Origin of the sequence: Corynebacterium comes (genome assembly GCF_009734405.1) — a bacterium.
GTDB lineage: Bacteria > Actinomycetota > Actinomycetes > Mycobacteriales > Mycobacteriaceae > Corynebacterium > Corynebacterium comes.
Genome location: NZ_CP046453.1, coordinates 637841 through 660753, shown reverse-complemented (window position 1 = coordinate 660753; position 22913 = coordinate 637841). Strand labels below are relative to the sequence as shown.

The 22913-nt window shown below is 66.2% G+C and carries 25 protein-coding genes and 1 pseudogene; 8 read left to right on the top strand and 18 right to left on the bottom strand.

Annotation, left to right across the window (positions count from 1 at the left end; all coding sequences use genetic code 11):
- Window positions 1-3: 3 nt before the first annotated feature.
- Genes CETAM_RS03270 through CETAM_RS03260 form a run of 3 tightly spaced genes read right to left on the bottom strand, consistent with a single transcriptional unit; the run spans window position 4 to window position 1962 of the window.
- Window positions 4-762: a TIGR02569 family protein gene (locus CETAM_RS03270; protein ID WP_197085825.1), complete on the bottom strand. Its 759-nt coding sequence runs from the start codon at window positions 760-762 to the stop codon at window positions 4-6.
- Window positions 763-789: 27 nt separating this feature from the next.
- A complete protein-coding gene (locus CETAM_RS03265) occupies window positions 790-1701 on the bottom strand; it encodes a DUF3152 domain-containing protein (RefSeq protein WP_156227068.1) in 912 nt (303 codons plus the stop codon).
- Window positions 1702-1734: 33 nt separating this feature from the next.
- Window positions 1735-1962, bottom strand: a complete 228-nt coding sequence (locus CETAM_RS03260; RefSeq protein WP_156227067.1) for a DUF3107 domain-containing protein — start codon at window positions 1960-1962, stop codon at window positions 1735-1737.
- Window positions 1963-2000: 38 nt separating this feature from the next.
- On the opposite strand from CETAM_RS03260, the gene CETAM_RS03255 reads away from it, so the two are divergent.
- Both CETAM_RS03255 and CETAM_RS03250 read left to right on the top strand, forming a co-directional pair.
- Complete coding sequence (locus CETAM_RS03255) at window positions 2001-3311, top strand: DEAD/DEAH box helicase (protein WP_156227066.1); 1311 nt, start codon at window positions 2001-2003, stop codon at window positions 3309-3311.
- Complete coding sequence (locus CETAM_RS03250) at window positions 3311-4525, top strand: Rv3212 family protein (protein ID WP_156227065.1); 1215 nt, start codon at window positions 3311-3313, stop codon at window positions 4523-4525. Before CETAM_RS03255 ends, CETAM_RS03250 begins: the two co-directional genes overlap by 1 nt.
- Here CETAM_RS03250 and CETAM_RS03245 read toward each other — a convergent pair.
- Window positions 4513-4944, bottom strand: a complete 432-nt coding sequence (locus tag CETAM_RS03245; protein WP_156227064.1) for a hypothetical protein — start codon at window positions 4942-4944, stop codon at window positions 4513-4515. The genes CETAM_RS03250 and CETAM_RS03245 overlap by 13 nt on opposite strands.
- A 469-nt stretch (window positions 4945-5413) precedes the next feature.
- Between CETAM_RS03245 and CETAM_RS03240 the strand changes: the two genes are divergently transcribed.
- Window positions 5414-5677: a WhiB family transcriptional regulator gene (locus tag CETAM_RS03240; RefSeq protein ID WP_042620870.1), complete on the top strand. Its 264-nt coding sequence runs from the start codon at window positions 5414-5416 to the stop codon at window positions 5675-5677.
- Between the two features lie 89 nt (window positions 5678-5766).
- On the top strand, window positions 5767-5841 hold the full coding sequence (locus CETAM_RS14010; RefSeq protein WP_373277303.1) for a 50S ribosomal protein bL37: 75 nt from the start codon (window positions 5767-5769) through the stop codon (window positions 5839-5841).
- Window positions 5842-5911: 70 nt separating this feature from the next.
- On the opposite strand, the gene CETAM_RS03235 is transcribed toward CETAM_RS14010, so the two are convergent.
- Together CETAM_RS03235 and CETAM_RS03230 are read right to left on the bottom strand one after the other, a co-directional pair.
- Window positions 5912-6169, bottom strand: coding sequence for an anti-sigma factor (locus CETAM_RS03235; protein WP_156227063.1), 258 nt, complete (start codon window positions 6167-6169; stop codon window positions 5912-5914).
- On the bottom strand, window positions 6166-6774 hold the full coding sequence (locus CETAM_RS03230) for a sigma-70 family RNA polymerase sigma factor (protein ID WP_156227062.1): 609 nt from the start codon (window positions 6772-6774) through the stop codon (window positions 6166-6168). The genes CETAM_RS03235 and CETAM_RS03230 overlap by 4 nt, the downstream gene beginning before the upstream one ends.
- Before the next feature lie 48 nt (window positions 6775-6822).
- On the opposite strand from CETAM_RS03230, the gene ybaK reads away from it, so the two are divergent.
- Entirely contained in the window at window positions 6823-7305 is a 483-nt protein-coding gene (gene ybaK / locus CETAM_RS03225; protein ID WP_156227061.1) for a Cys-tRNA(Pro) deacylase, read from the top strand.
- Here the strand turns inward: ybaK and CETAM_RS03220 are convergent.
- The gene (locus tag CETAM_RS03220; RefSeq protein WP_156227060.1) at window positions 7278-7946 is read right to left on the bottom strand and encodes an SOS response-associated peptidase; all 669 of its coding nucleotides are present in this window, start codon (window positions 7944-7946) and stop codon (window positions 7278-7280) included. The two genes, ybaK and CETAM_RS03220, sit on opposite strands and share 28 nt — an antisense overlap.
- Window positions 7947-7965: 19 nt before the next feature.
- Between CETAM_RS03220 and aroA the strand changes: the two genes are divergently transcribed.
- Complete coding sequence (gene aroA, locus CETAM_RS03215; protein WP_156229346.1) at window positions 7966-9243, top strand: 3-phosphoshikimate 1-carboxyvinyltransferase; 1278 nt, start codon at window positions 7966-7968, stop codon at window positions 9241-9243.
- Window positions 9243-10250 (top strand): ribosome small subunit-dependent GTPase A, encoded by a 1008-nt coding sequence (gene rsgA, locus CETAM_RS03210; RefSeq protein ID WP_156229345.1) that lies wholly within the window; start codon window positions 9243-9245, stop codon window positions 10248-10250. Before aroA ends, rsgA begins: the two co-directional genes overlap by 1 nt.
- A 76-nt stretch (window positions 10251-10326) precedes the next feature.
- Here the strand turns inward: rsgA and CETAM_RS14035 are convergent.
- The 6 genes and pseudogenes from CETAM_RS14035 to CETAM_RS03185 all read right to left on the bottom strand — a co-directional run.
- Window positions 10327-10515: pseudogene (locus CETAM_RS14035) on the bottom strand (IS30 family transposase); the annotation flags it as partial.
- 20 nt (window positions 10516-10535) lie between these two features.
- Window positions 10536-11357 carry a class II glutamine amidotransferase gene (locus CETAM_RS03205; RefSeq protein WP_156227059.1) on the bottom strand — a complete coding sequence of 274 codons (822 nt, stop codon included), beginning with the start codon at window positions 11355-11357 and terminating at the stop codon, window positions 10536-10538.
- A gap of 409 nt (window positions 11358-11766) precedes the next feature.
- Window positions 11767-13086, bottom strand: a complete 1320-nt coding sequence (locus CETAM_RS03200) for a fatty acid desaturase family protein (RefSeq protein ID WP_156227058.1) — start codon at window positions 13084-13086, stop codon at window positions 11767-11769.
- Between the two features lie 9 nt (window positions 13087-13095).
- Window positions 13096-14139, bottom strand: coding sequence for a ferredoxin reductase (locus CETAM_RS03195; RefSeq protein ID WP_156227057.1), 1044 nt, complete (start codon window positions 14137-14139; stop codon window positions 13096-13098).
- Window positions 14140-14228: 89 nt separating this feature from the next.
- Window positions 14229-14735: a DUF6912 family protein gene (locus tag CETAM_RS03190; RefSeq protein ID WP_156227056.1), complete on the bottom strand. Its 507-nt coding sequence runs from the start codon at window positions 14733-14735 to the stop codon at window positions 14229-14231.
- On the bottom strand, window positions 14736-15146 hold the full coding sequence (locus CETAM_RS03185; protein ID WP_156227055.1) for an HAD-IA family hydrolase: 411 nt from the start codon (window positions 15144-15146) through the stop codon (window positions 14736-14738).
- 220 nt (window positions 15147-15366) lie between these two features.
- Between CETAM_RS03185 and CETAM_RS03180 the strand changes: the two genes are divergently transcribed.
- The gene (locus CETAM_RS03180) at window positions 15367-15618 is read left to right on the top strand and encodes a hypothetical protein (protein WP_156227054.1); all 252 of its coding nucleotides are present in this window, start codon (window positions 15367-15369) and stop codon (window positions 15616-15618) included.
- A gap of 4 nt (window positions 15619-15622) precedes the next feature.
- Here CETAM_RS03180 and secA read toward each other — a convergent pair whose 3' ends face one another.
- The 5 genes from secA to mtrB form a co-directional block, all read right to left on the bottom strand.
- Window positions 15623-18166, bottom strand: a complete 2544-nt coding sequence (gene secA / locus CETAM_RS03175; RefSeq protein ID WP_156227053.1) for a preprotein translocase subunit SecA — start codon at window positions 18164-18166, stop codon at window positions 15623-15625.
- Between the two features lie 133 nt (window positions 18167-18299).
- Window positions 18300-18968: a ribosome hibernation-promoting factor, HPF/YfiA family gene (gene hpf, locus CETAM_RS03170; RefSeq protein WP_156227052.1), complete on the bottom strand. Its 669-nt coding sequence runs from the start codon at window positions 18966-18968 to the stop codon at window positions 18300-18302.
- An 87-nt stretch (window positions 18969-19055) separates the two neighbouring features.
- Window positions 19056-19658 carry a ComF family protein gene (locus CETAM_RS03165; protein WP_156227051.1) on the bottom strand — a complete coding sequence of 201 codons (603 nt, stop codon included), beginning with the start codon at window positions 19656-19658 and terminating at the stop codon, window positions 19056-19058.
- Between the two features lie 5 nt (window positions 19659-19663).
- Window positions 19664-21373 carry an MtrAB system accessory lipoprotein LpqB gene (lpqB, locus tag CETAM_RS03160; protein WP_156227050.1) on the bottom strand — a complete coding sequence of 570 codons (1710 nt, stop codon included), beginning with the start codon at window positions 21371-21373 and terminating at the stop codon, window positions 19664-19666.
- Entirely contained in the window at window positions 21370-22812 is a 1443-nt protein-coding gene (gene mtrB / locus CETAM_RS03155) for an MtrAB system histidine kinase MtrB (RefSeq protein ID WP_197085824.1), read from the bottom strand. Before mtrB ends, lpqB begins: the two co-directional genes overlap by 4 nt.
- Window positions 22813-22913 lie beyond the last annotated feature (101 nt).

Here is a 22913-nt window from a genome sequence, read left to right as displayed (position 1 = left end):
GCCCTAGATTGTGTCAGTAAGCCTGGACACGAGCAGATCCTCCACCCTCCGGATGTGGGCACGGGCGTTCGACGACGAGCGGGGATGCAGATCGTTGACGTGCCGACGGTAGCTGACGGCCCGCAGCAGCAGCTGGTCGATGTCGGGTAGATGGCGGAACCGGTCGACGACACCGTCGTCCACCGCCCCGGCGATGAGTCCGTCCACGATGACGAGGGCCGCCGTGTAACCGTGCGGGCGGGGCACGGGGAACGGCACCAGTTCCGTCACTGCGGGGGCCTGCGTGCCGTGGTAGATGGTGCAGGCCAGAAGATCTGCGTGACCAACCTGCAGAGGACCGGTGATGGGCCGGTACTCGGGGGCGGTCTCCTCCCACGCCCGCTGATCGGCGAGCACGAAAGGATCCGCCTGCTCCGGTTCCGGCGGGGCAGGCTGGGTGGCCAACGCATCGGCCAGACGCAGGGCGACCAGGACCGTCTCATCCACCCGGCGCGACAGCTCGCCGTCGATCCAGGTGGACGCCTTCCACCCGGCGACCACGAACCGGCCGTCGGTCGAGCGGACCGGCCGGGCCAGTCGCACACCGTCGATCTGGAGTGTGGCGCGGACCTTCGGGGACCACCCGGTGGCCACGCCACTGGCACGGGAGTACACGACCGGGCCGATCCGCCAGCCGTTGTCCCAGGCGTGACCCGCCGGTTCGGGCAGACCCGATTCGCCCTGGAAGGCGCTGACGACGTGGGCGGGGACGGTCTCCTGGATCATGGCTGCCTTCTCGGCCGTCTCCGGCTAGAGCACGGCCGGTCGCGGATACGGCCAGGGGTTGTACTGGCAGGTGACGTTCTCATCGGGGTAGACCTCCTCCGGGCTGAAGGAGTACAGCTCCGCGTTGTTGAGTGACAGGGTCTGCTGCATCATGATCGGCGCGAGCTCGCCGTCAGCGCCGCATGCCTCGTGCCCGGCGAAACCGAGGCCGTGGCCGACCTCGTGGTTGACCAGGTACTGGCGGTAGGAGCCGAGGTCCCCGTTGAAGGGGGCGGCACCACGCACCCAGCGGGATTCGTTGATGATGACCCGGCTCTCATCACCGATGCGGATGTGGCAGCTGGTTTCCAGTTCGAGGTCCCGGCCGCCGCACACCTCACGGGTGGTGCCCACGCTGGTGAGCTGGATGCGCATCTGCGGGTTGTCTCCGGGGCCGACGTGCTCGAAACGGAACGCGCGGTCATTGACCCAGCTCTTGGGGTTGGACAGGGTGGCGTCGACCATCGCCGCCAGGGCGTCGTCGCCGCCGGAACCGGAGGTGTCGACTCCGTCCTCGACCTCCACGACGAAACGCACCACCGTCTCCGCCCCTTCACCGGCAGCCATGCCCGGGGTGCCGACCACACGGTAGGTCCCCGCGCCCTGTTCGGCGTAGGGGCCGCCCGGCGGCAGCTGGTTGTGCGGCAGCTGCTGATCGGGAGCGTCCGCCGGGTCAGGGCCCGGACGAACGCCACCGTCCCGGTCACTGCCGTGATCCGTCGACTGGGCGGTGGAGTTCACGCTTCCGGGATCCTGCGCGCCCTGTTCACCGGGTGAGCCGAATACGTCGACGAGCACCCAGATGGTGATGACGACAAGCACCGGGATGGCGTAGGCACGCCACCCCAGTTCGCGGGTGTAACGGACCAGTGCGGTCTCGCGGGAACCAGGACTCATGGAGACTTTCGGAAACGTGGTGGGACGTGACTGTCAGGCGCCGGCGAAACCGACGAAACGCTGGGTGGTGGTGCCGAGCTCCACGTAGGCGATCTGTCGGGCGCGGACGAGGTAGCGAACACCCTTGTCGTTGGTCAGCTGCAGGGTTGCGGCGTCGTTGTTCAGGGCCTCGGCGACCTGCTGTGCCACCTCCTCCTGGCTGGTGTCGGTGGTGATGACGAGCTCACGCGGGGAATCTGCGAATCCGATCTTGATATCCATGGACCCCATCATAGACAGGTGCCGATAGTATCTAGGGTGTGTCTGCACATACCCCGTCCAAGCCGGCCTCCCCCACCTTCGCTGAACTGGGCGTGGCCGAGGAGATCTGTGAGGCGCTCGCTGCCCAGGGCATCACCCGGACCTTCGCCATCCAGGAGCTGACGCTCCCCCTCGCACTCGACGGCATTGACCTGATCGGTCAGGCCCGCACCGGCATGGGCAAGACCCTCGGATTCGGCGTGCCCCTCCTCGACCGCGTCTTCGATGCCGCGGACGTCGAGGAACTCGACGGCACACCACGCGCCCTCGTGGTCGTCCCCACCCGTGAACTCGCGGTGCAGGTCGGCGAGGATCTCGCCCGCGCCGCCGGCAGGCTGCCGCTCCGGTTGACCACCATCTACGGCGGTCGACCCTACGAGGAGCAGATTGAGGCACTGGAGGCGGGCGTCGACGTCGTCGTGGGTACCCCGGGGCGCGTCATCGACCTCCACCAGCGCGGCGACCTGCGGCTGGACCGTGTGGCGATCCTCGTGCTCGACGAGGCCGATGAAATGCTCGACCTGGGCTTCCTGCCCGACATCGAGAAGCTTCTCACCGCCCTGGAGCACAAGCACCAGACGATGCTCTTCTCCGCGACGATGCCGGGGCCCATCATCACGCTCGCCCGCAGCTTCCTGCAGCAGCCGGTGCACATCCGCGCCGAGGAAGTGGGCGCTTCCCACACCCACGCCACCACCAACCAGGTCGTGTTCCAGGCCCACAGGATGGACAAGGCCGCCATCACCGCCCGGATTCTCCAGGCGCAGGGCAGGGGCAGGACGATCATCTTCGCCCGCACCAAACGCACCGCGGCCGATGTGGCCACTGAGCTGGCGGGGCGGGGTTTCTCTGTGGGTTCGGTCCACGGCGACATGGGCCAGCCCGCCCGCGAGAAGTCCCTGGCGGCGTTCCGCGACGGCACGATCGACATCCTCGTGGCCACCGACGTGGCTGCCCGCGGCATCGACATCGACGATGTCACGCACGTGATCAACTACCAGACCCCCGACGATCCGATGACCTACGTCCACCGCATCGGCCGTACGGGCCGCGCCGGCCACTCCGGCACCGCCGTCACCCTCGTGGGTTATGACGAGCTGTCGAAATGGAAGATGATCAACGAGGAACTCGGACTGGACACCCCGGAACCGCCGCAGTGGTTCTCCACCTCGCCCGAATTCTTCAGCGCCCTCTCCATCCCCGAGGGGGCCCAGGACTCGGTGGCTAAACCGCGCCGGGTCTTCGGTGGTCCCGCCGCCGCCGTCCACAGCCGTTCCCCGCGCCCACCCCGCGGGAAATCACGCCGCTGATGGCCCGCCCCCTGCGCAGAACCCGCGGTGACCTGATCACGACCGGCACCATCGCGGCCGTCTCCCTCGCCGCAGTCGCGGGCGTGTGGCTCACGGCCCCGATCCGGAGCTCAGAGCTCACCCCCGCCGCCGAAGAGTTCGTTGCGGCCCCTGCCCTCGACACCGTCCCCGACTCACTCAGCCCCGCCTGGTCGCTTTCCGACGCCCCGCTGCCCGGCGTTCACCGCCCCGTCATCGTCGACGGGCTCGTGATCACCTACGCCGACCGCACCGTCACCGCCTCCGATCCGGCGGGCAATCCGGTGTGGACCTACCGGCGCGATCTCGAGCTGTGCTCCCTTGGTGGGGCGTGGGGGCGTGTGGTGACCACGTGGCAGGCGGCGAACGGCTGCGGCGACGTCGTCGCGCTGGACGCCGACTCGGGCAGGTACAACGCCACACGAAGCGCGATCTCCCCTGAGCAGGTCGTGGCGGTGGCGTCCAATGACCGGATCGGCACCGTCGGCGCTGAGCGACTCGAGCTGTGGCGCTCCGACATGGTCCGCACCGTCGAGTACGGCGAGGTCGAGGGCAGGCAGGAACCCGGTCTGCAGCCGCACCCGGACTGCCGCATCACCTCGGCGCTCACCCGCACCGAACACCTGGCGGTCACGGAGGTGTGCCCGGACGGGCAGGGCACCTGGCTTCGTTTCCAGAAGGTCACGCCCGAGGAGTCCCGGTCCCCGGAGATCATCGCGGACGTGGAGCTGAAGGACCAGGACGCCCGTCTGATGGCGGTCGGCCAGTTCGCGGCAGCCGTGTACGACGGCGGCGAGCTCATCTCATATCTGGCTGACGGCCAGGAGGCGGAGCGGCGCACCGTCCCGGAGATCCCACGTGGCGACGAGGCCTTCCCCTTTGCCCCTGTCACCGCGGATCTGCCGCACCACATGACGTTCTTCGACGGCGAGCGCCTGTATCTCCTCGCCCCCCATGACCTCGCTGTGCGGCAGGTTCTAGAGAACGCCACCGGGACAGGCGTGGCCGTCGGCCAGCGTCTGCTCATGCCCACCGCCGATGGCATTGCCGTGGTCAACTGGGACACGGGCGAAACGGAAAAAACCATCCCGGTCGACCGCGGGGGGTACGACGGGATGGTGACGCTGGGCGTGGTGGGCGGGACCGTCGTCGAGAAGCGGGGCGACCAGACCGTCGGCCTGACTCAGGTGCGGTAGACCGTCTCCGCCCATTCGAAGGAGTTCCGGTTGAAAAGGAACGCCAGCGCAACGACCGCGGAAATCGCAGTGACCACACCCAGCGGCCATGCGCCGCCGGTGAACATGAAGTAGGCGACGCCCAGCAGGATGATCTCTAGGAGCACGACGGGGCCACGCCCCCACTTGTGTCCACGGATCATCGACACCGCACCGACGGTCACGGTACCGAAGATGATCGCCATGAATACTGCGGTTCCGGTGCCCACCCAGGCGATGTTCGCACTGTCGGACACCAGGGACCGCTCTTCGGCGCCGGTGATGTCGCGGAAGACGAGGAAGCCGGCGAAGGCGAAGGCGATCACAGACTGCGCGATGGCGATGATGCCGGCCCACCGGATCTGGGCGGGCGGCTGAGGGCGGGGATTCACGTCGGTCACGGCTCATGAGTCTATACGGGGTGAACTGCTGTTAACCCGGGTCCTGTTCGGGGCAGGGATCGGGTACCGGGAAATTTGACGTTCCACGCGGCCCCGTGCATCAGGCATAATGCCGATTTGCGCAGGTCACAGACTTTGATGAAAAGGTCCCAAACAGTGACACGCGCCACTTTACAAGCTTAACACTGCATACAATTCTGTGAGTTCTCCCACAATTTAGCGTTTACCTCTAGCGCACTCCGTGTTCACGTGTCATTATCTTCAAGTAGCAAAACGACCGGCACGTAAAGCGGTCCTTAACCCTGAACCACTGGAGGGTTAACGTCACATGAACCGAGGTTAGGGCCGCACAAGGCCCCGACCCAGCACCGTGACGCATGCAGCTTGTCCGGACAGCCACAAATGTTGGCTTCATCTGGTGTGTTTTCATCGACCTCGTTTCATTTCATTCATTTAAGGAGAATTACCCATGTCTGATTGGCGCCACGAAGCAATCTGCCGCGACGAAGACCCGGAGCTCTTCTTCCCCGTGGGCAACTCCGGCCCCGCACTGACCCAGATCGCCAAGGCCAAGATCGTCTGCAACCGCTGCCCCGTCACCTCCCAGTGCCTCAAGTGGGCCCTCGAAACCGGCCAGGACGCCGGCGTCTGGGGCGGCATGTCCGAGGATGAGCGCCGCGCACTCAAGCGCCGCAACTCCCGCGGTCGCGGCCGCACCCGCGTCGCGGTCTGATTCCGAGAACCGGACCTCAATTTTTCGCGGTCGGACACGAGCGCTACAGTTGACGGAAGTCTACAACCACCTCACCCAAGGAGAATCACATGAGCAAGCGTGGTAGCAAGCGCCGTGCCCGTCGCAAGAAGAGCGCCAATCACGGTAAGCGCCCGAACTCCTAAGTCAGGGACGTAGAGCGACAAAGAAACCGCCCACCGAGCAGAAGCTCGGTGGGCGGTTTCTTCGTCGTCATCAGCCCTGGAAGCGGGTCACCCTGATCTGCATGGTGATGCGCTGGCGCAGAGACGCGGGCGCGGCGGCCTGCGCTGTACAGCAACGCTGCAGGATCTCCCGGATCTCCTGCTCGGACTGGAGGCGCCCGTAGCACTCTGGACACCTGGCGATGGAGTCGATCAGGGCACGTGCCTCCTGCGGGGTGGTGCCGGGATCGAGGAGGGTGCAGAGCTGGGCCTGAATGTCCTCGCAGCTGAAGTCGCAGGTTTCCTTCACTTCTTGCTCTCTTCCCGGGTCGTGATGTCCATGTCGGGGTGGTTGAGTCCGATCCCCTGTTCATGTGCCACTTCCTTCAACAGTTGCCGCAGCTGTTTTCTTCCCCTGTGCAGACGGCTCATGACCGTACCGATGGGCGTGCCCATGATCTCGGCGATCTCCTTGTATGCCAGATCCTCGACGTCGGCGTAGTAGACGACCATGCGGTAGTCCTCGGCCAACTGGTTCATGGCGTCGGCGATCTTGCCGTCCGGCATGTTCTTCAGTGCCGCCACCTCGGCGGACTCCAGGCCCGTGGAGTCGTGCGAGCTGCTGGTGTACAGCTGGTAGTCGCTGATCTCCTCGGTCGGAGACTGCGTGGGCTGACGTTGCCGCTTCCGGTAGACGTTGATGTAGGTGTTCGTCATGATCCGGTACAGCCAGGCCTTGAGATTGGTCCCCGGCCGGTAGGAGGCGAAGGCCTTGAAGGCTTTGAGGTAGGTTTCCTGCACGAGGTCCTCGGCATCGGCCGGGTTGCGGGTCATGCGCAGGGCACCACCGTAGAGCTGGTCGAGCAGGGGCAGGGCCTCTTCCTCGAAGCGGGCGGCGAGCTCAATCTCTGACATCGGCACCTTTCCTTGTGGTCCGGTTCAGTTCCGGTCCATTGTAGATGAGTGAGCAGACGCCCTTCCGCCCCGACCAGTGCCGTGCGCGTGCTTCTTGACGCCGCCGTCCCCCATCAGCTCCACCGTTTCGATCCCGGTAGGGAGAATTTCGGCCGACACGCCGCCGATGCGATTGACGCTCCGGCGGAACTGATCCTGAAGACACTGGTAGTGGACACCGGGGCCGGGCTGGCGGTGTGCTGCGTGCCGGTGCCGAACCGGCTGTCGTTGAAGAAGGCGGCCGCGGCGCTCGGTGTGCGCTCGGTGACAATGGCTGAACCGGCCAAGGCACGACGCTCCACCGGCTACGTCCCCGGAGGCATCTCCCCGTTGGGGCAGAAGACGGGGTTGCCGACGGTGATTGACGCGGACGTCCAGAAGCAGCCCGTGGTGTACGTCTCCGGCGGACGACGGGGGCTGGACATCGCCCTGTCTCCCCTGGATCTGGCGAGGCTGACGTCGGCTCAGTTCTCCGAGATCAGCTCGGGGTAGTCGTTGCGGACGTTGCCGACGGCGCGGTCCACCGGACGCACGGACAACTGCTCCACGTAATGGACGGGCGTGGGGTGGAGAAGCTCGACGGCCTGCCCAGGTGTGCCGGTCGTCCACTGTTCGATCTCGTCGTCGCTGAGGAAACGCGGCAACCGGTCGTGCAGCCACGCCAGGGGCCCGGTGGAATCCGTGGTGACGATCGTGGCGGACAGCCGGTCGAGCCCCGTCGCCCAGAGCGCGGCGGCCCACATGATCCGCCCCTCCCCCAGGCTGACGAAGTGCGGCACCTTCCCCTCGCCGGCGTCGTGCCATTCGTAGTAGCCGTCCATGGGGATCAGGCCACGCTGATGCTTGAAGGCGTCGCGGAAGCTCGGTTTGGTCGCCACCGTTTCACCCCGGGCGTTGAACAGGGGCGGGCCGGAGTCGTCTTTCTTCCAGTGCGGCAGCAGACCCCACCTGGCGGGGTCGACGCGGGCCACGGGGGTGTCCAGACGCACCAGGGGCACGATCTGCGTCGGCGCGATGTTGTACCGGGGTCCGGGCGTGCCCTCCGGCGCATGCACCTCGGCGACCCCGGGAAGGGCTCCGACGTGGGCGAGGAGGGACTCGTCGGTGGTGAAGAGAACGAAACGACCGCACATAGGATCTATTATGGACGACATGACCGCCCTCTGGCCCGCGCCCACTGCTCACGGACCCATCCGGTGGACCCAGCACATCCCCGGCTCCAAGTCGATAACCAACCGTGCCTACATCCTCGCGGCTCTCGCCGACTACCCGTCGGTGATCGAGAACGCGCTGCATTCCCGCGACACCGACCTCATGGCCGATGCGCTGCGTGCCCTCGGCGTGGGAGTCCGGGACACCAGCGGCACCGTCCACATCGAACCCGGCCCACTGCACGGTGGGGAAGTCAAGTGCGGCCTGGCCGGCACCGTGATGCGTTTCGTCCCGCCCGTCGCTGCACTGGCGAGCGGCACCGTCGTCTTCGACGGCGACCCGCAGGCCCGTGCCCGCCCGATGAACACCATCCTCGATGCGCTGCGCGGCCTCGGCGTGAACGTCACGGGCAACACCCTTCCCTTCACCGTCGAAGGAAACGGCGCCCCCGAAGGCGGCGCCGTGGAGATCGACGCCTCCGGTTCCTCCCAGTTCGTCTCCGGTCTGCTGCTGGCGGCACCCCGCTTCGCCGAGGGCATCACCGTCCGCCACACCGGCAGGAAGCTGCCCAGCCTCCCGCACATCGAGATGACCGTCGCCATGCTCCGACTCGCCGGAGTGCGTGTCGACGTCGGCGATAACACCTGGCGCGTCCACCCCGGCCCCATCCAGGGCCGCACCTGGAGCATCGAGCCCGACCTCTCCAACGCCACCCCCTTCCTCGCGGCCGCCGCCGTGACCGGAGGAACTGTGCGCATCCCCCACTGGCCGCTGGCCACCACCCAGCCCGGTGACGTCATCCGCGACATCCTCGAGCGCATGGGCTGCGAGGTCGAGCTCATCGCCGCCGACTCCGGCCCCTCCCATGACCTGCAGGTCACCGGCCCCGCGGACGGCCGACTGCAGGGCATCCACCTGGACATGTCCGACATCGGCGAGCTCACCCCCACCGTCGCTGCCCTGGCGGCGCTGGCCTCGACCCCGTCCGAGCTCGTCGGCATCGCCCACCTGCGCGGCCACGAGACCGATCGTCTCGCCGCGCTGAACACGGAGATCAACAAGCTGGGCGGACGGTGCGAGGAGCTTCACGACGGCCTCCGTATCACCCCCGCCGAACTCCACGGCGGCGTCTGGCACTCCTACGCCGACCACCGCATGGCCACCGCCGGCGCCATCATCGGCCTGATCGTCCCGGGCGTCAAGGTCGAGGACGTCCAGACCACCGCCAAAACCCTTCCCGGCTTCGAAACGATGTGGGAGGACATGGTCCATGGGTGATGCGCGTGGCTAGTCGACAGTGGGACGAATCCGACATCCGCGTTCGACCCAACCGCCGGGGCACCCGTCCGCGCACCAAGGACCGCCCGGCGCACGACGACGCCGAGTTCGGCATGGTCGTGACCAAGGACCGCGGCCGTTGGGGCGTGGTGCTCGACGGGCGCGAGGACGCGATAATCGCGATGCGTGCCCGCGAGATGGGCCGCACCGCCGTCGAAGTCGGCGACCGCGTCGGCCTGGTCGGTGACACCTCCGGAGGGGAGGGCACCCTGGCGCGCATCGTGAAGCTCGAGGAACGCACCTCGGTGCTCCGGCGCACCGCCGACGACACCGACCCCTACGAGCGCATCGTCGTCGCCAACGCCGACCAGCTGCTCATCGTCACCGCCGTCGCCGATCCCCCACCGCGGTCAGGCTTCGTCGAACGAGCCCTGATCGCCGCGTTCGTGGGCAACGTCCACCCCATCCTGTGTCTGACCAAGTCTGACCTCACGGACCCCGCCCCCTTCGCGGCGGAGTTCGCGGATCTGGACGTCACCGTCGTCTACGCCGGGATCGATGACCCCCTCGAGGAGCTCAGCGAACTGATCGCAGGCAAGGTGACCGCTCTGGTCGGCCACTCCGGTGTGGGCAAGTCCACCCTGGTCAACCGCCTGGTTCCCGACGCGTTCCGCGAAACCGGCGTGGTCTCCGGCGTGGGCAAGGGACGCCACACCTCCACCCAGTCCGTTGCGCTCCGACTGCCCGAGGGGGGCTGGATCGTCGACACACCCGGCATCAGGTCCTTCGGTCTCGCGCACGTCGACGCCGATACCGTCGTCGGCGTCTTCCATGACCTGGCCGTCGCCGTGGAGAAATGCCCTCGCGGCTGCACCCACCTCGGCCCCCCGGCCGATCCGGAGTGCGCTCTCGATGACCTCGAACCGGACACCGCCTCGGCACGACGTCGTGATGCGGTACGCAAGCTGCTCGAGGCACTCGGCTCCAACAACGAGTGGGAGATGTAGGGGGCGTCCGGCAGGCCGGGCCGGGCCGGGCCGGGCACCTGCTCCGACAAACCTCCGGTAGCCATGTCGGGGGTTCCACCCGAGTCAGCTCAGCCTGGCTGAAGCCCGTCATCGATGTCTTCTCCGGGAAATACTGATGCAACAACCGGTTGGTATTCCCGGTTTTTCCCCGTGGCCACGGTGAGTGGGGACCAGCGAAATACACCTTCAAGCCGGTACCCGCAGTCACCTCTTTTTGGCCGGCCAACTCCATTCCCGGGTCGCACATCCACGAACCTTCACCGATCAGTGGTGTGCCACCGGCAGATGCAGGCGGGGCGGGCCATCGACCACCGGGATGCGGGTGATCCTCAGATCAGAGCCCACGTGAATCAGCTCACCCGACGGGATCATCTGCCAGGCCCCGGAGTCATCGAGCGCTTCGCTGGCGATCACCACCGAAGGATGCACACCAAGCTCCGAGGAGCTGATCCGCATCCCGTGGCTACTGCGATGCTCGACCGGCCCCGGCAGGCTCCTTTTGTCAAGAACAAACAGGTCGTGGGTCTCAGGCCACCGCACCGCCCACACTTCATGCGCTGAGGTGATGATCAGATTCACCGCAGAGACCGGCACATTCCCGGCCAACCAGGACAAGGCCCGACTCACCCCCTCTACAAGATCCCCACCGGCCAGTTCCGTTTCCCTGGTGATCAGCGCGAAGACATGCTCGGAGTCCGTCTCACCGCGCACTCGACGAAGATCAGAGCCGAGATGCTCCCGCAGCAGAGACAAGTCACCGACGCTCCCGTTGTGGGCACACAATCGACCGCCCATCTCAAACGGGTGGGTGTTGACCATCGCAACAGGCGCGCCGGTGCCATAACGCAGGTGGGCCAGGAAAGTACTGCTGTAGCGTTCCTTCGCCTCACAGGCAAAGGCAGTGTCCCGGTAGGCCGCGATCGGGGCCTTCTCCACCCGGGGCCGCCCGTCTTCATCAAAGGTCCCCAGACCCGTGCCGTCCGGGTTGCGGTAGGACTGGAGGAGGATGCTGTCTGGGGCATCGAGCAGCCAGAACGACGCGCGGATGCGCTGTTGCCCGGCGGTCAAGCCGAAAAGTCGGCACATGACGCCTCACTTCCTGTGCTTCAGGAACGGACTGCTGACTTCTGAAGTGTCCCACTTCCACCGACTGCACGGAAGAACGTGTTGGAACCAGTCACCCGATTCTGCAGGCTCTTCACGTTCCGGAGTGCGTGGCTCACTGCAGGCCGGGTTTCGGTGTGACAGAACATGTAGGGGCCCTGGCGGCCCACAAAGTGAGAGTTACGACGCTCCCGCTGACCGAAGCGGGACCCTGCTGTGTAGCCGGAGTTACAGCCCCGTGGCTGTTCCCGTGACCGTGGATGATAACTGCCCAGACTGCGCCGCCTCGTTGACCTGTGCTGATGACCTGGATGCGCTCACAGGACGTGAATAGCCGAAAACCCCGCCGCCCGCAGGAGGAGCGGACAACGGGGCGTGGATAAGCGGCAGATCAGACTGCCTTCTGCGGCTCCGTCGCGGCAACCTTGCCGCGCCATTCCGGGGTGCGGCCGGTGAAGTTGAGCATGGCCTCCTTGACAGAGGGGCGCAGCTTGGCCAACAGTCCCAGGCCGGTACGCAGGCCGGCACGCTGACCGGACTCGTTCTCGCCCACCCAGAGCTTCGACTCAACCTCCGGGTACTTGGTGAAGGCCGCGTTCGAGCGGACCTCAGGAGCGTTGTCGCGGTCGGCCGCCAGGTACTTGTTGGGCACGGACAGCTTCAGCAGGGTGCGCTGCACCTTGATCAGCTGGGCCGGGAAGGAGTCGGTGTTGTACGGCAGATCGAACTCATCGCAGATCACCCTGACGCGCTTGCTGATCTCCCTGAGACGGTTCGAGGGCATGTCCGGGTAGAGGTGGTGCTCAATCTGGTTGTTGAGGTTGCCGGACAGGATCGTGAGGATCCTGCCGCCCCGGAAGTTGGCGGAACCCAGCATCTGGCGGAGGTACCACTCGTCGTGGGTCTCGTTCTTCCACTGCTCCTTGGTGAAGGTCTCCGCCTCATCCGGGAAGTGGCCGCAGAAGATCACCGCGTACGCCCAGACTGAACGGACGAAGTTGGCGGTTGCGTTGGCGGAGACGGTGTGGCGGAAGTTCGGGCCTGACAGCGCCGGGAACAGGATGTAGTCGCGCAGCATCTGGGTGCCCGCCTTGCGCGTGGTCTCCCAGAACTTCGGCGCGGTCTCCTTCCACGTGGCCTTGCCTGCGGCGACCTTGCCCAGCTCGACGTCGTAATAGCCCACAGCCCACTGGAACAGCGTCGCCAGGGCGAGGTTGATCACCGGCTGGAAGCTGTGCATCGCGGCCCACTTGCGGTCGCGGGTGACGCGCAGGACGCCGTACCCGACGTCGGTGTCCATGCCCAGGATGTTGGTGTACTTGTGGTGCGCGAAGTTGTGGGTGTGCATCCACTGGGAGGAGGGGCAGACGTTGTCCCATTCCCAGGTGGTGGAGTGGATCTCCGGGTCGTTCATCCAGTCCCACTGGCCGTGCATGACGTTGTGGCCGATCTCGAGGTTCTCGAGGATCTTGGACAGGGACAGCAGCGCCACTCCCGCGAACCAGAACGGCTTCCTGCCCGAGAAGAGCAGGGCGCCGCGGCCGGCGATCTCGATGTAGCGCTGGGTGCGGATCAGGCCCTTGATGTAGCGGACGTCCTTTTCGCCGAGGTCTGCCTCGAACTCCTCTTTGATGGCGTCGAGACGACGGCCGATCTCACGGATGTCCTCGTCGGTCAGGTGGGAGTATGCCTTGATGTTGTCGATGGCCATGTGCGCCTCCTAGGCGTCGATCGTGATGTCGCCGGCGGCGACGCCGACACAGGTACGGATGCGGGAGCCGGGCTCCTTGGTGTCGCCGGTGCGCAGGTCGTGCACGTGGCCGTCCACAAGCTCCCGGACGCAGGTCTGGCAGATGCCCATGCGGCAGCCGAAGGGCATCTGCACGCCGGCGGCCTCGCCTGCCTCGAGGATGGTGGTCGCACCGTCAGCGGTGGTCTGGATGCCGCGGCGGGCGAAAGTGATGGTGCCGCCCTTGGCGTCAGAGACACGGTCGAGGGTGAATCGCTCGACGCGGATCTCGATGTCATTGTCGCTGGCCCAGGTTTCGAGCTCGTCGAGCATGGTGGCCGGGCCGCAGGCGTAGACGACGCGCTCACGGTAGTCGGGGACGAGCTTCTCCAGCACCGCCGGAGTGACGCGACCGTCTTCAGAGGTGACCTGGATATGGGCGTCAAAATCTTCGAGTACGTCCTCGAAGATCAGGTCCGAGCGGTTGCGCACGGAGTGGACGACCTTGATGTCCGTCACCTGACGGCGATCGACGAGCGTACGGAGCATGGCGACCACCGGGGTGACTCCGGAGCCGGCCGTGACGAAGAGGATCTTCTCCGGCACCGGGTCGGTCAGGTGGAAGTCGCCGGCGGGTGCGGCCAGACGCACGTTGATGCCGGGCTTGGCCGTGCCGACGAGGTGGTTGGACAGCCGGCCCTTCTCCACCGCGCGGATGGTGATGGCGAACAGTCCGTCGCGGACGTCGGGGGCGTTGGTCAGGGAGTAGCTTCGCCAGGTGTAGCGGCCGTCAACCCGCAGGCCGATGCCGATGTACTGGCCGGCCCGGAAGTTCACCGGAACCCCCCAGCCGGGGCGGATGACCAGGTGGATGGTGTCGTCCGGGAAGCGTTCGACGCTCTCGATCTTGCCCCGCAGTTCGCGTTTGGACCACAGGGGGTTGGCCAGGACTGTGTAGTCGTCGGGCATCAGCGGCGTGGTGAAACGTCGCAGAACGCTGCGGAAGCGTGCGAGCCCGTCGGGTGATTCGGTCATCGGCCCCTCCTCAGAAGGAATTGCATTGTTTACGAGCGCGTAGCTTACGTGAACGTAACCACTGTGTCCATCACCACGCCGGAACTTGCTCAGAGGAGCTCGACGAGGAACGGCAACTCGGTCGGATCATAGAAGGCCATGAAGTTGTCCTGCGCATTTCCCACGGTCAGTTCTGCGTCCTCATCACCGAGATCGGAGGCGTCGATGGCGGCGATCGCCGCCCTGGTGGCCTCCTCCGCTTCCTCGACGTCGATGTGGATGGCGGCGATGTCCGCCAGGGAAATCTCGGCGGGCGACAGCGCGACGACGGATTCGCCGTTGTCCGGCGCGAGCGTCACCACAGAATCATCGAGGTCGACGGAGACGACGACCCGTCGGTACGGGAAGGCCTCCTCGTCACCGATGGCCAGCAGTCGGAGGGAGGCCTCAGCGGCGTCGAGGTATGCGGCGTAGCCGATCTCCTCCTCGTCACCGGAAGTGTAGAACTCCACCAGCGCGGGCGTGGCGGCAAAGCCCCACCCGGAGCGTGCGGGCATCTTCCCGGTCTCGTTCAGCCCGGTCAGCATGGCGAAGGTCGCCGGCAGGTAGATGCGCACCTAGAACTCGCCCTCGATGTCGAAGATCGCACAGATCTCAATGACCGCCCGGTCGAAGACCTGGTACAGCACTCCGACCAGACCGGCCTCGACGGCACCCCGGACGTTGAGAATCGAGTCGTCGACAAGCACACAGTCCCCGACCGGCAGATCAATCGCCTCGGCCGCCGCGGCGAAGGCCGCCGGCTCCGGCTTCTCTGCACCGATCTCACCCGACAGCAGCACCGCATCCACGATGCCCCGGTACTCCCACTCCCGGATCATTTCCGCGCCCGGGCCGCCCGGGTTATTCGAGAGGATGGCGGTGGCGACACCGTTGGCCTTTGCGGCGGCGAAGAGGTCCTTCCACCGGCGCTGGTCCTCCTCCGGGCCGTCCAGCACTCCGACAAAGTCGACGATCAGTCCACGCACTCGATACTCCCTCACATGTTTTTTCGCTGTCTGCGTGCCACAATGATACCCAGCCCACCCCGCGTCTGCCCCGAGTGTCCTCCCTGGAGCAGCCATGTTGTCCCCCGTACCCGGCCTGACACACCTGAAGGTCCTCACCTCGGCACCTCTGCCTTGCCACGTCACCCCTCCCCCACCCCCGCCTTTTCCCGACGGGTCGGAGCGCCGCGCGGAAGCGCTGGTGAGGATCGCCCTGGAGACCGCCTTCGGCATGCGGCCGGTCCCCCAGCTGAAACCCGCGCAGTTCGCCACACCGGTGCGCCTGCACGTCGCCGCAAGGCAACGGCAGGGGGTGCGTGGCCCGGTCCGGGTGGACACCCTCCATCTGCGTGCCGACGGCGAGATCTTCGGTACCGCCGTCTCCGGCGGCCGGGCGCACGCGTTCACCGCCCGGGTGGCCGAGCGGCGGCTGGTCAGCTTCCGCGTCCTCTGAGGGATCAGGCCTCGGAGGTCTGCGGCTCCGGCTGCGGCGCGAACTGCTTGCGCAGCATGAACAGCTGGCGGACGGTCTCCTCCTTGATGGCGTCATTCATGGCGTTGAACATGTCGCCGCCCTCCTTCTGGTACTCGACCAGCGGATCACGCTGCGCCATGGCACGCAGACCAATGCCCTCCTTGAGGTAGTCCATCTCATAGAGGTGCTCGCGCCACTTGGTGTCGATCACCGGCAGGATCACCATGCGCTCGATGTTGCGCATCTGCGCCTCTCCACCGATGGCGGAGACGTTCTCCTCGAGCTTGTCGTACTCGCGGTTGGCGTCCGCGGTGAGCGCCTCGCGGAGCTGCTCGGCGGTGAGCTCGCCCGGGGCGCCGTACTCCGAGCCGTCGACAAGCTCCTGCCACGTGAAGGTCGGGCCGTAAAGCGACCCGAGGGCGTGCCACAGGCTGCCCAGATCCCAGTCCTCGACGTAACCGGCGGCGGTGGCGCCGTCGACGTACGCGGAGATGGTCTCGTCGATCATGTTGCGGATGTACTGCCGGATGTCCTTCGCCTCGAGGATCTCGCGGCGCTCGGAGTAGATCACCTTGCGCTGCTCGTTGAGCACCTCGTCGTACTTCAGGACGTTCTTGCGCATCTCGAAGTTCTGGTTCTCCACCTGGGCCTGTGCCCCCCTGATGGAGTTGGTGACCATCTTCGCCTCGATGGGCACGTCGTCCGGAACGTTCAGGCGGTTCATCATGTTCTCCATGGACTGGCCCACGAAACGGACCATGAGTTCATCGCGCATGGAGAGGTAGAAACGGGTCGTGCCCGGGTCACCCTGACGACCCGAACGGCCGCGCAGCTGGTTGTCGATGCGGCGCGATTCGTGCCGCTCGGTGCCCAGAACGTAGAGGCCACCAGCCGCACGGGCCTGGTCGCCCAGCTCGGTGGCACGCTTCCTCGCCTTCGGCAGGGCCTCGTCCCACGCCGCCTGGTAGGCCTCCTCGTCATCGAAGGGATCCAGGCCGCGCTCGCGCAGCCGGATGTCGAGCATGACCTCCGGGTTACCGCCGAGCACGATGTCCGTACCACGGCCGGCCATGTTGGTGGACACGGTCACAGCTCCCGGCAGACCTGCCTGGGCGATGATCTCACCCTCCTCCTCGTGGTGCTTGGCGTTGAGGACCTTGTGGGGGATGCCCCGACGCTGCAGCAGCTGCGACAGGTACTCGGAACGCTCCACCGAGGTGGTGCCCACCAGAACAGGCTGCCCCTTCTCCACCCGCTCGGCGATGTCGTCGGCGACGGCCGCGAACTTCGCCTCCTGCGTCTTGTACACGCGGTCGACGAGGTCCTCACGCTGGTTCGGACGGTTCGTCGGAATCGGGACGACGTCGAGCTTGTAGATCTGGTGGAGCTCGGCGGCCTCGGTCTCCGCGGTACCGGTCATACCCGCCAGCTTCTCGTAGAGGCGGAAGTAGTTCTGCAGGGTGACGGTGGCCAGGGTCTGGTTCTCATTCTGGATCTCCACACCCTCCTTCGCCTCGATCGCCTGGTGCATGCCCTCGTTGTAGCGTCGACCACTCAGCACACGGCCGGTGAAGGTGTCGACGATCAGGACCTCACCGTTGCGCACGATGTAGTCGTTGTCGCGGGTGAACAGCTCCTTCGCCTTCAGGGAGTTGTTGAGGTAGCTGACCAACGAGGAATTCTCCGGGGCGTAGAGGTTGCCGATGCCCAGCTGATCCTCGACATAGGCCACACCATCCTCGAGCACGCCGACGGTCCGCTTCCGCTGGTCCACCTCGTAGTGGATGCCCTCCTTCAGTCGGGGGGCGAGCTGGGCGAAGACGTTGTAGAACTGCGAGGAACCGTCAACCGCACCCGAGATGATCAGCGGGGTACGTGCCTCATCGATGAGGATCGAGTCCACCTCATCCACGATGGCGTAGTGGTGACCACGCTGAACCAGCTCATCGAGGGAACGGGCCATGTTGTCACGCAGGTAATCAAAGCCGAGTTCGTTGTTGGTGCCGTAGGTGATGTCGGCCCGGTACACCTCACCGCGCTGCTCCTGCGGCATATCCGAGAGGATTACGCCCACGGACAGACCCAGGAAACGGTGGATGCGTCCCATCATCTCGGCGTCACGCTTGGCCAGGTAGTCGTTGACCGTGACGATGTGCACGCCCTTACCCTCCAGGGCGTTGAGATAGGCGGGCAGCACGGAGGTCAGGGTCTTACCCTCACCGGTCTTCATCTCCGCGACGTTGCCGAAGTGAAGGGCGGCGGCACCCATCACCTGGACGAGGTAGTGCTTCTGCCCGAGGACGCGCCAGGACGCCTCCCGGGCAGTGGCGAAGGCGTCGAGCAGGAGGTCGTTGAGGGATTCGCCGTCAGCGAGTCGGGCCTTGAACTCGTCGGTCTTGGCCTTGAGCTCATCATCACTCAGCGCGGAGTACTCGTCCTCGAGGGCGAGAACATCCTGCGCTATCTTGTTGAGTCGCTTGACGGTGCGCCCTTCACCGACGCGAAGCAGCTTGGACAGTCCAAACACGTGCAGTCGTCCTTTTGGTCGAATGGAAACTAGTTTCTTCCGCGCCATTGTACGCAACAACGACGACACCGCCGTTCCCGGCAGCACCTCAGGTGCTGGGAAACGGCGGTGGTGTGAATCTGCCGGGCGATTCCTACTTCTCTTCGTCGGCGAGGGCGATCAGACCGTAGTCGAAAGCGTGGCGACGGTACACCACGGACGGACGGCTGGTCTCCTCATCGATGAACAGGTAGAAGTCGTGGCCGACGAGCTCCATCTCCGACAGGGCGTCATCGACGCTCATCGGGATGGCTGCGTGCTCCTTGGTACGGACGACCTGGCCCGGGACGACATCCTTGACGGAGTCGGCGTAGGGATCGACGTCGTACTGGTTCGCCGCCTCACGGGCCTTCTCTGCCTCGGCGGCGATCTCTGCGGCGACGACGCCGGCACCCTGGGGGGCACGGTGACCCGAGCGGGAGATCGAACGACGTGCCTTCACCTTGCGCAGGGAACGCTCCATCTTTGCCAGAGCGGTCTCCAGCGCGGCGTAGAAGCTGTCCTCCTTGGCCTCGGCGCGGGCCAGGTGCCCCTTGCCGGTGGCCGTGATCTGGATTCGGTCAGACTCCGACTCCCGGCGGGGGTTCGGCTCGTGCTGGAGTTCAACGTGGAAGAACGTGAGGGTCGGATCCAGTCGCTCAATCTTGGCGAGTTTCGCGTTGACGCGCTCGGCGAAGTGCTCCGGCACCTCGACATTCCGGCCCGTAATGGTGACCTGTGCCTCGGGGCTCAGGACATCGGTGTTCTCAGCAGGTGATGTCATCTGCTTCCTCCCTACAATTGGTGGGACAACTCAAATCAACTTCCATGTTACATCTGGTCATAACCGGGCGGTGATCAACCCTGCCATTCAGGCGTGGCAAATCACCAGCGCACCGACCACATCGCAGCCCGCGGCGAAGAGTGCCTCCGCACTCGCGGCGAGCGTGGATCCCGTGGTCGCCACATCGTCGACCAGGAGCACCGGACCCGCCGGTCTGCGACGCAGCTCCAGGGCCCCCGAGAGGTTCCTCCGACGGTCCCCCACGCCGAGCCCGACCTGGTCCACGACCCGTCGACCGTGCCTCAGTGCGACGCTCACCGGCAGCCCCGTCGCCACACACACGTCGCTCACCGGGTCCCCGCCGCGGATGCGTGCCGACGTCGCTCTCGTCGGCGCGGGGACGAGCACGGGGGCGTCGACAAGCTCCCCTCGCGCCTGCAGGTGTGCGACGGAGGCCACCAGCACCGGACCCAGCAGGCGGCGAACCTCCAGGTGGCGATGCTCCTTCATCGAGAGGATGATCCGGCGGCGGGTGCCCGCGTACGGGCCGAGCGACCACACGGGTACGTGCGGGTCGATACGCGTGTGGATACGCTGCGGCGGGATGCGCAGTGCCTGCCTGCACCGGGGGCACAGATGGTCTCCCGGGGAGCCACACCCTGCACAGCGACGCGGCAGCAGCAGGTCCATCAGGATCAGTTGGCCACCACAGGGGCGGAACGCACACCCTGCAGGCCGGAAACCTCACGCCAGAAGACGTTGTCCCCGCCGGTGGTCGGCAGCTGGAGGACGGCGTTCGCGTCGGTGAGGTAGATCATCGACGGAGTCGCCGCGACCGCGACGACCGGCGCCGTGATGTTGCCGGACGGAAGTGAGGTGGCGGCGAAGCCGTCCTGCTCGACGCGCCAGATCGGGGTTTCCGGGCTGGAGGTGCCGACGATGAGCGATCCGTCCGGTTGCCAGTCCAGGGACAGCGCCGTACCGCCCAGCTGCGGGGCCAGCTCACGGACGTTGACGATTCGTTTGTCTGCGGGCCCCACCCGGTTCACCACGCCCACGTGAACGCGACCGTTGATGATCATGGCGACCCTCGCCCCGGACCGGGACAGCCGGAGAACCGAGATGTCGCCGTCCAACCCCTCGAGTTCGGAGGAATCGACCTCCGACCGGGTGAACTCCCCGCTCGGCCCGGAGTACACCACCCGGACGACGGTGTCCCCGTCGACGACGACCCACTGATTCTGCGGGTCGACCTCAAAGGTGGGGCGCGATATCGTCTCGGCACGCAGGGCCTCATTCAGGCCGTCCTCAATGGTGCCCGCCAGGAGCACCGAGCTGTCCTGCCCGCTGCCCTCCTTCCGCACCGCGGCCACCGACCCGGTCGACGTGATGTCGACCGACTCGATGTCACGGAGGTTGCCCAGCTGTCCCTCCACCGGGGACACCTGGTTGGCGGTCACCCGGGTGACCACCCCGTCGGTGAGCGCGTAGAGCGGCGCAGTCGTGGACGTGTTGGCCAAAGGGTTGAACTCGGCGAAGTCATCGGTGGTGAGCTGTTCATAGGTCGGCGACAGGGGCGCTCCGTCCGCGATCACCGCATAGGGCTCGGGCACGTTGGCCACAGCCAGGGTCCAGACGAGCTGCGCCGCGAAAAGCCGGCGTGCCTCGATGTCCACCCCGGAGAAACCGGTGAAATGATAGGCCCCGTCGACCACGCCGGCGAAGGTGGCCTCCGGCGGCAGGATGTCATTCACCGCGGGCGCCAGTGTCGGGGACGGACCCTCCATCATGAGGGTGATCAGGGCGGTGTCCAGTGACTGCTGGCCGGAGTAGATCCACCGACGGTCACTGATCAGGACGTTCCCGGTGGGGCCCACGAAGAAGATGCGCTGCGGCTGGAACTGGTTGCGCAGCTCGGTGCGTTCCAGGACCACTCCCGGAGGCAGCGAGGAAATACGCCACTGACCGTTCTCCCGCACCATCTCAACGGTGGCCTCGTAGAGTCCGTTCTCCGGTTCGTAGGACCCCCCTGTGGCGATCCGACCGACGACGGCACCGCTCACGTTGAATGAGCGCTGCTCTGACGTGGGGCCGGGCTGGGTGATCAGGTCGATGCGGTTGACCACGAGGACGGACTCGCTCGGGTTCCACCGACCGGCCGCCTCCGGGGAGAGAAACGATCGGGCCGCCTGGTAGTCCTGCACCGGGTGCGCGGAGGCGGTGTAGAAGTCACGCAGGAGCAGATCGGGTTCCTGACCCGGCTGGGGACCCAGATCAGTCTGCTCGACCACCTGCGGCTCGAAGGAACGCAGCGCCTGCGGTTCGGTGTTGGTGGGCAGGGTCGTACACGCGGTGAGCAGACCGGTGACAGCCAGAACCGCGGTGAGGGTGCGTGCGCGTCTCATGCTGTGGGAGCCTCCAGGTCCAGAGGGCTTTCGGTGTACGTCTTCTGCGGCTCACGCGGAAGAACCACCCGGAACTGAGAACCTACCCCGATGTTGCCCGCTGCGTCGAGGTGCCCACCGTGCAGTACAACATCCTCCCGGGCGATCGCCAGGCCCAGCCCCGTGCCGCCGGAGTGGCGGCGGCGGGAGGCGTCCGCGCGCCAGAAACGGTTGAACACCAGTTCCTCCTGGCCGGGTTTGAGCCCCACGCCGTGGTCGGTGACGGTGATGGCCACGGCCTCGTCGTTGGCCGCCAGCACCACGTCGACGGGGTTGCCCTCCGAGTGGTCGATGGCGTTGGCGAGGAGGTTGCGCAGCACACGTTCGATGCGTCGGGAGTCGCCGGTGATGAGCACGGGTTCATCGGGGGTGTGGAAACGAACCTCGACGCCGAGCTTCTTCGCCAGATGCTCGGTCTGTTCCCAGGCCGCGATGATGCAGGAACGGACGTCGATACGCGCCTCGGAAAGGTCGGCGACGCCGGCGTCGTGACGCGAGATCTCCAGCAGATCCGTCAGCAGCTCCTCAAAGCGGTCCAGCTCGCGGATCATCAGCTCAGAGGCGCGACGGGTGTGGGGTTCCAGACTGTCCGGGTCCGAGGCGATGAGATCGGCGGCCATGCGGACCGTGGTCAGTGGCGTGCGCAGCTCATGGGACACGTCGGAGGTGAACTGCCGCTGGAGGTCGCCGTACTCCTCGAGCTGCTGGATCTGGCTGGACAGCTTCTCCGCCATGTCATTGAAACTGATGGCCAGTCGTGCCATCTCGTCCTCGCCGTCGACGGCCATGCGCTCGCGCAGGTGACCGGCGGCCAGTCGCTGGGCGATTCTCGACGCCGAGCGGACCGGCGCCGTCACCTGCTGTGTGGCCAACCAGGCGATGCCGACCAGAAGCACGACCACCACCACTCCCGCGGCCGAGAGCAGGCCGCGCAGCAGCGCCAGGGTCGACTCATCCGACTCCATGGACATCACCAGGTACACCTGCAGATCCGGGATGTCCGTGTCCGTGGGCGTGCCGATGACCAGCGCGTTGTACGAGGTACCGTCCGTTCGGCTGACGTTCGCGAACTGGTAGGAGACCTGGTCCTCGGAGACGAAACGCCGCAGCTTCTCCGGGATGCGGTACCCCTCGGGGGCGGAGAGCACCGACTCATCCGGGCCCGCCACGACGATGACCGGCTCATACACCGCGGAGACGTCCGACTGGGAGGTGCGCTGCGTGAGCGAGGCCCGTGCGGAATTGATGCGCACCTGCATGGTCGAGGTCGCCGAGGTGGCGTCGATCTGCTGCTCCACCGTCACGCGGGCGCGGTCGATCTCCGAGTTGGCGATGTCCAGCTTCGTGTCGACCAGACGCGAGGTCACCACGGAGATCAGGGCCATCCCGAGGATGAACATGACGACCGCCGAGGCAAGGAAGATCGACCCGATGACCCGCACCTGCAGCGAGGTCCGCCACGTCTCGCTGATGCGGTCAACAACCCGGTGGAAATAGGCGA

Excerpts from the sequence above, each read along its gene's own strand:
- CETAM_RS03265 (WP_156227068.1), bottom strand. The coding sequence starts at position 1,701 with ATGAGTCCTGGTTCCCGCGAGACCGCACTGGTCCGTTACACCCGCGAA.
- CETAM_RS03260 (WP_156227067.1), bottom strand. The coding sequence starts at position 1,962 with ATGGATATCAAGATCGGATTCGCAGATTCCCCGCGTGAGCTCGTCATC.
- CETAM_RS03250 (WP_156227065.1), top strand. The coding sequence starts at position 3,311 with ATGGCCCGCCCCCTGCGCAGAACCCGCGGTGACCTGATCACGACCGGC.
- CETAM_RS03240 (WP_042620870.1), top strand. The coding sequence starts at position 5,414 with ATGTCTGATTGGCGCCACGAAGCAATCTGCCGCGACGAAGACCCGGAG.
- CETAM_RS03230 (WP_156227062.1), bottom strand. The coding sequence starts at position 6,774 with ATGTCAGAGATTGAGCTCGCCGCCCGCTTCGAGGAAGAGGCCCTGCCC.
- CETAM_RS03220 (WP_156227060.1), bottom strand. The coding sequence starts at position 7,946 with ATGTGCGGTCGTTTCGTTCTCTTCACCACCGACGAGTCCCTCCTCGCC.
- aroA (WP_156229346.1), top strand. The coding sequence starts at position 7,966 with ATGACCGCCCTCTGGCCCGCGCCCACTGCTCACGGACCCATCCGGTGG.
- rsgA (WP_156229345.1), top strand. The coding sequence starts at position 9,243 with ATGCGCGTGGCTAGTCGACAGTGGGACGAATCCGACATCCGCGTTCGA.
- CETAM_RS03205 (WP_156227059.1), bottom strand. The coding sequence starts at position 11,357 with ATGTGCCGACTTTTCGGCTTGACCGCCGGGCAACAGCGCATCCGCGCG.
- CETAM_RS03200 (WP_156227058.1), bottom strand. The coding sequence starts at position 13,086 with ATGGCCATCGACAACATCAAGGCATACTCCCACCTGACCGACGAGGAC.
- CETAM_RS03195 (WP_156227057.1), bottom strand. The coding sequence starts at position 14,139 with ATGACCGAATCACCCGACGGGCTCGCACGCTTCCGCAGCGTTCTGCGA.
- hpf (WP_156227052.1), bottom strand. The coding sequence starts at position 18,968 with ATGACATCACCTGCTGAGAACACCGATGTCCTGAGCCCCGAGGCACAG.
- CETAM_RS03165 (WP_156227051.1), bottom strand. The coding sequence starts at position 19,658 with ATGGACCTGCTGCTGCCGCGTCGCTGTGCAGGGTGTGGCTCCCCGGGA.
- lpqB (WP_156227050.1), bottom strand. The coding sequence starts at position 21,373 with ATGAGACGCGCACGCACCCTCACCGCGGTTCTGGCTGTCACCGGTCTG.
- mtrB (WP_197085824.1), bottom strand. The coding sequence starts at position 22,812 with ATGTTCATCCTCGGGATGGCCCTGATCTCCGTGGTGACCTCGCGTCTG.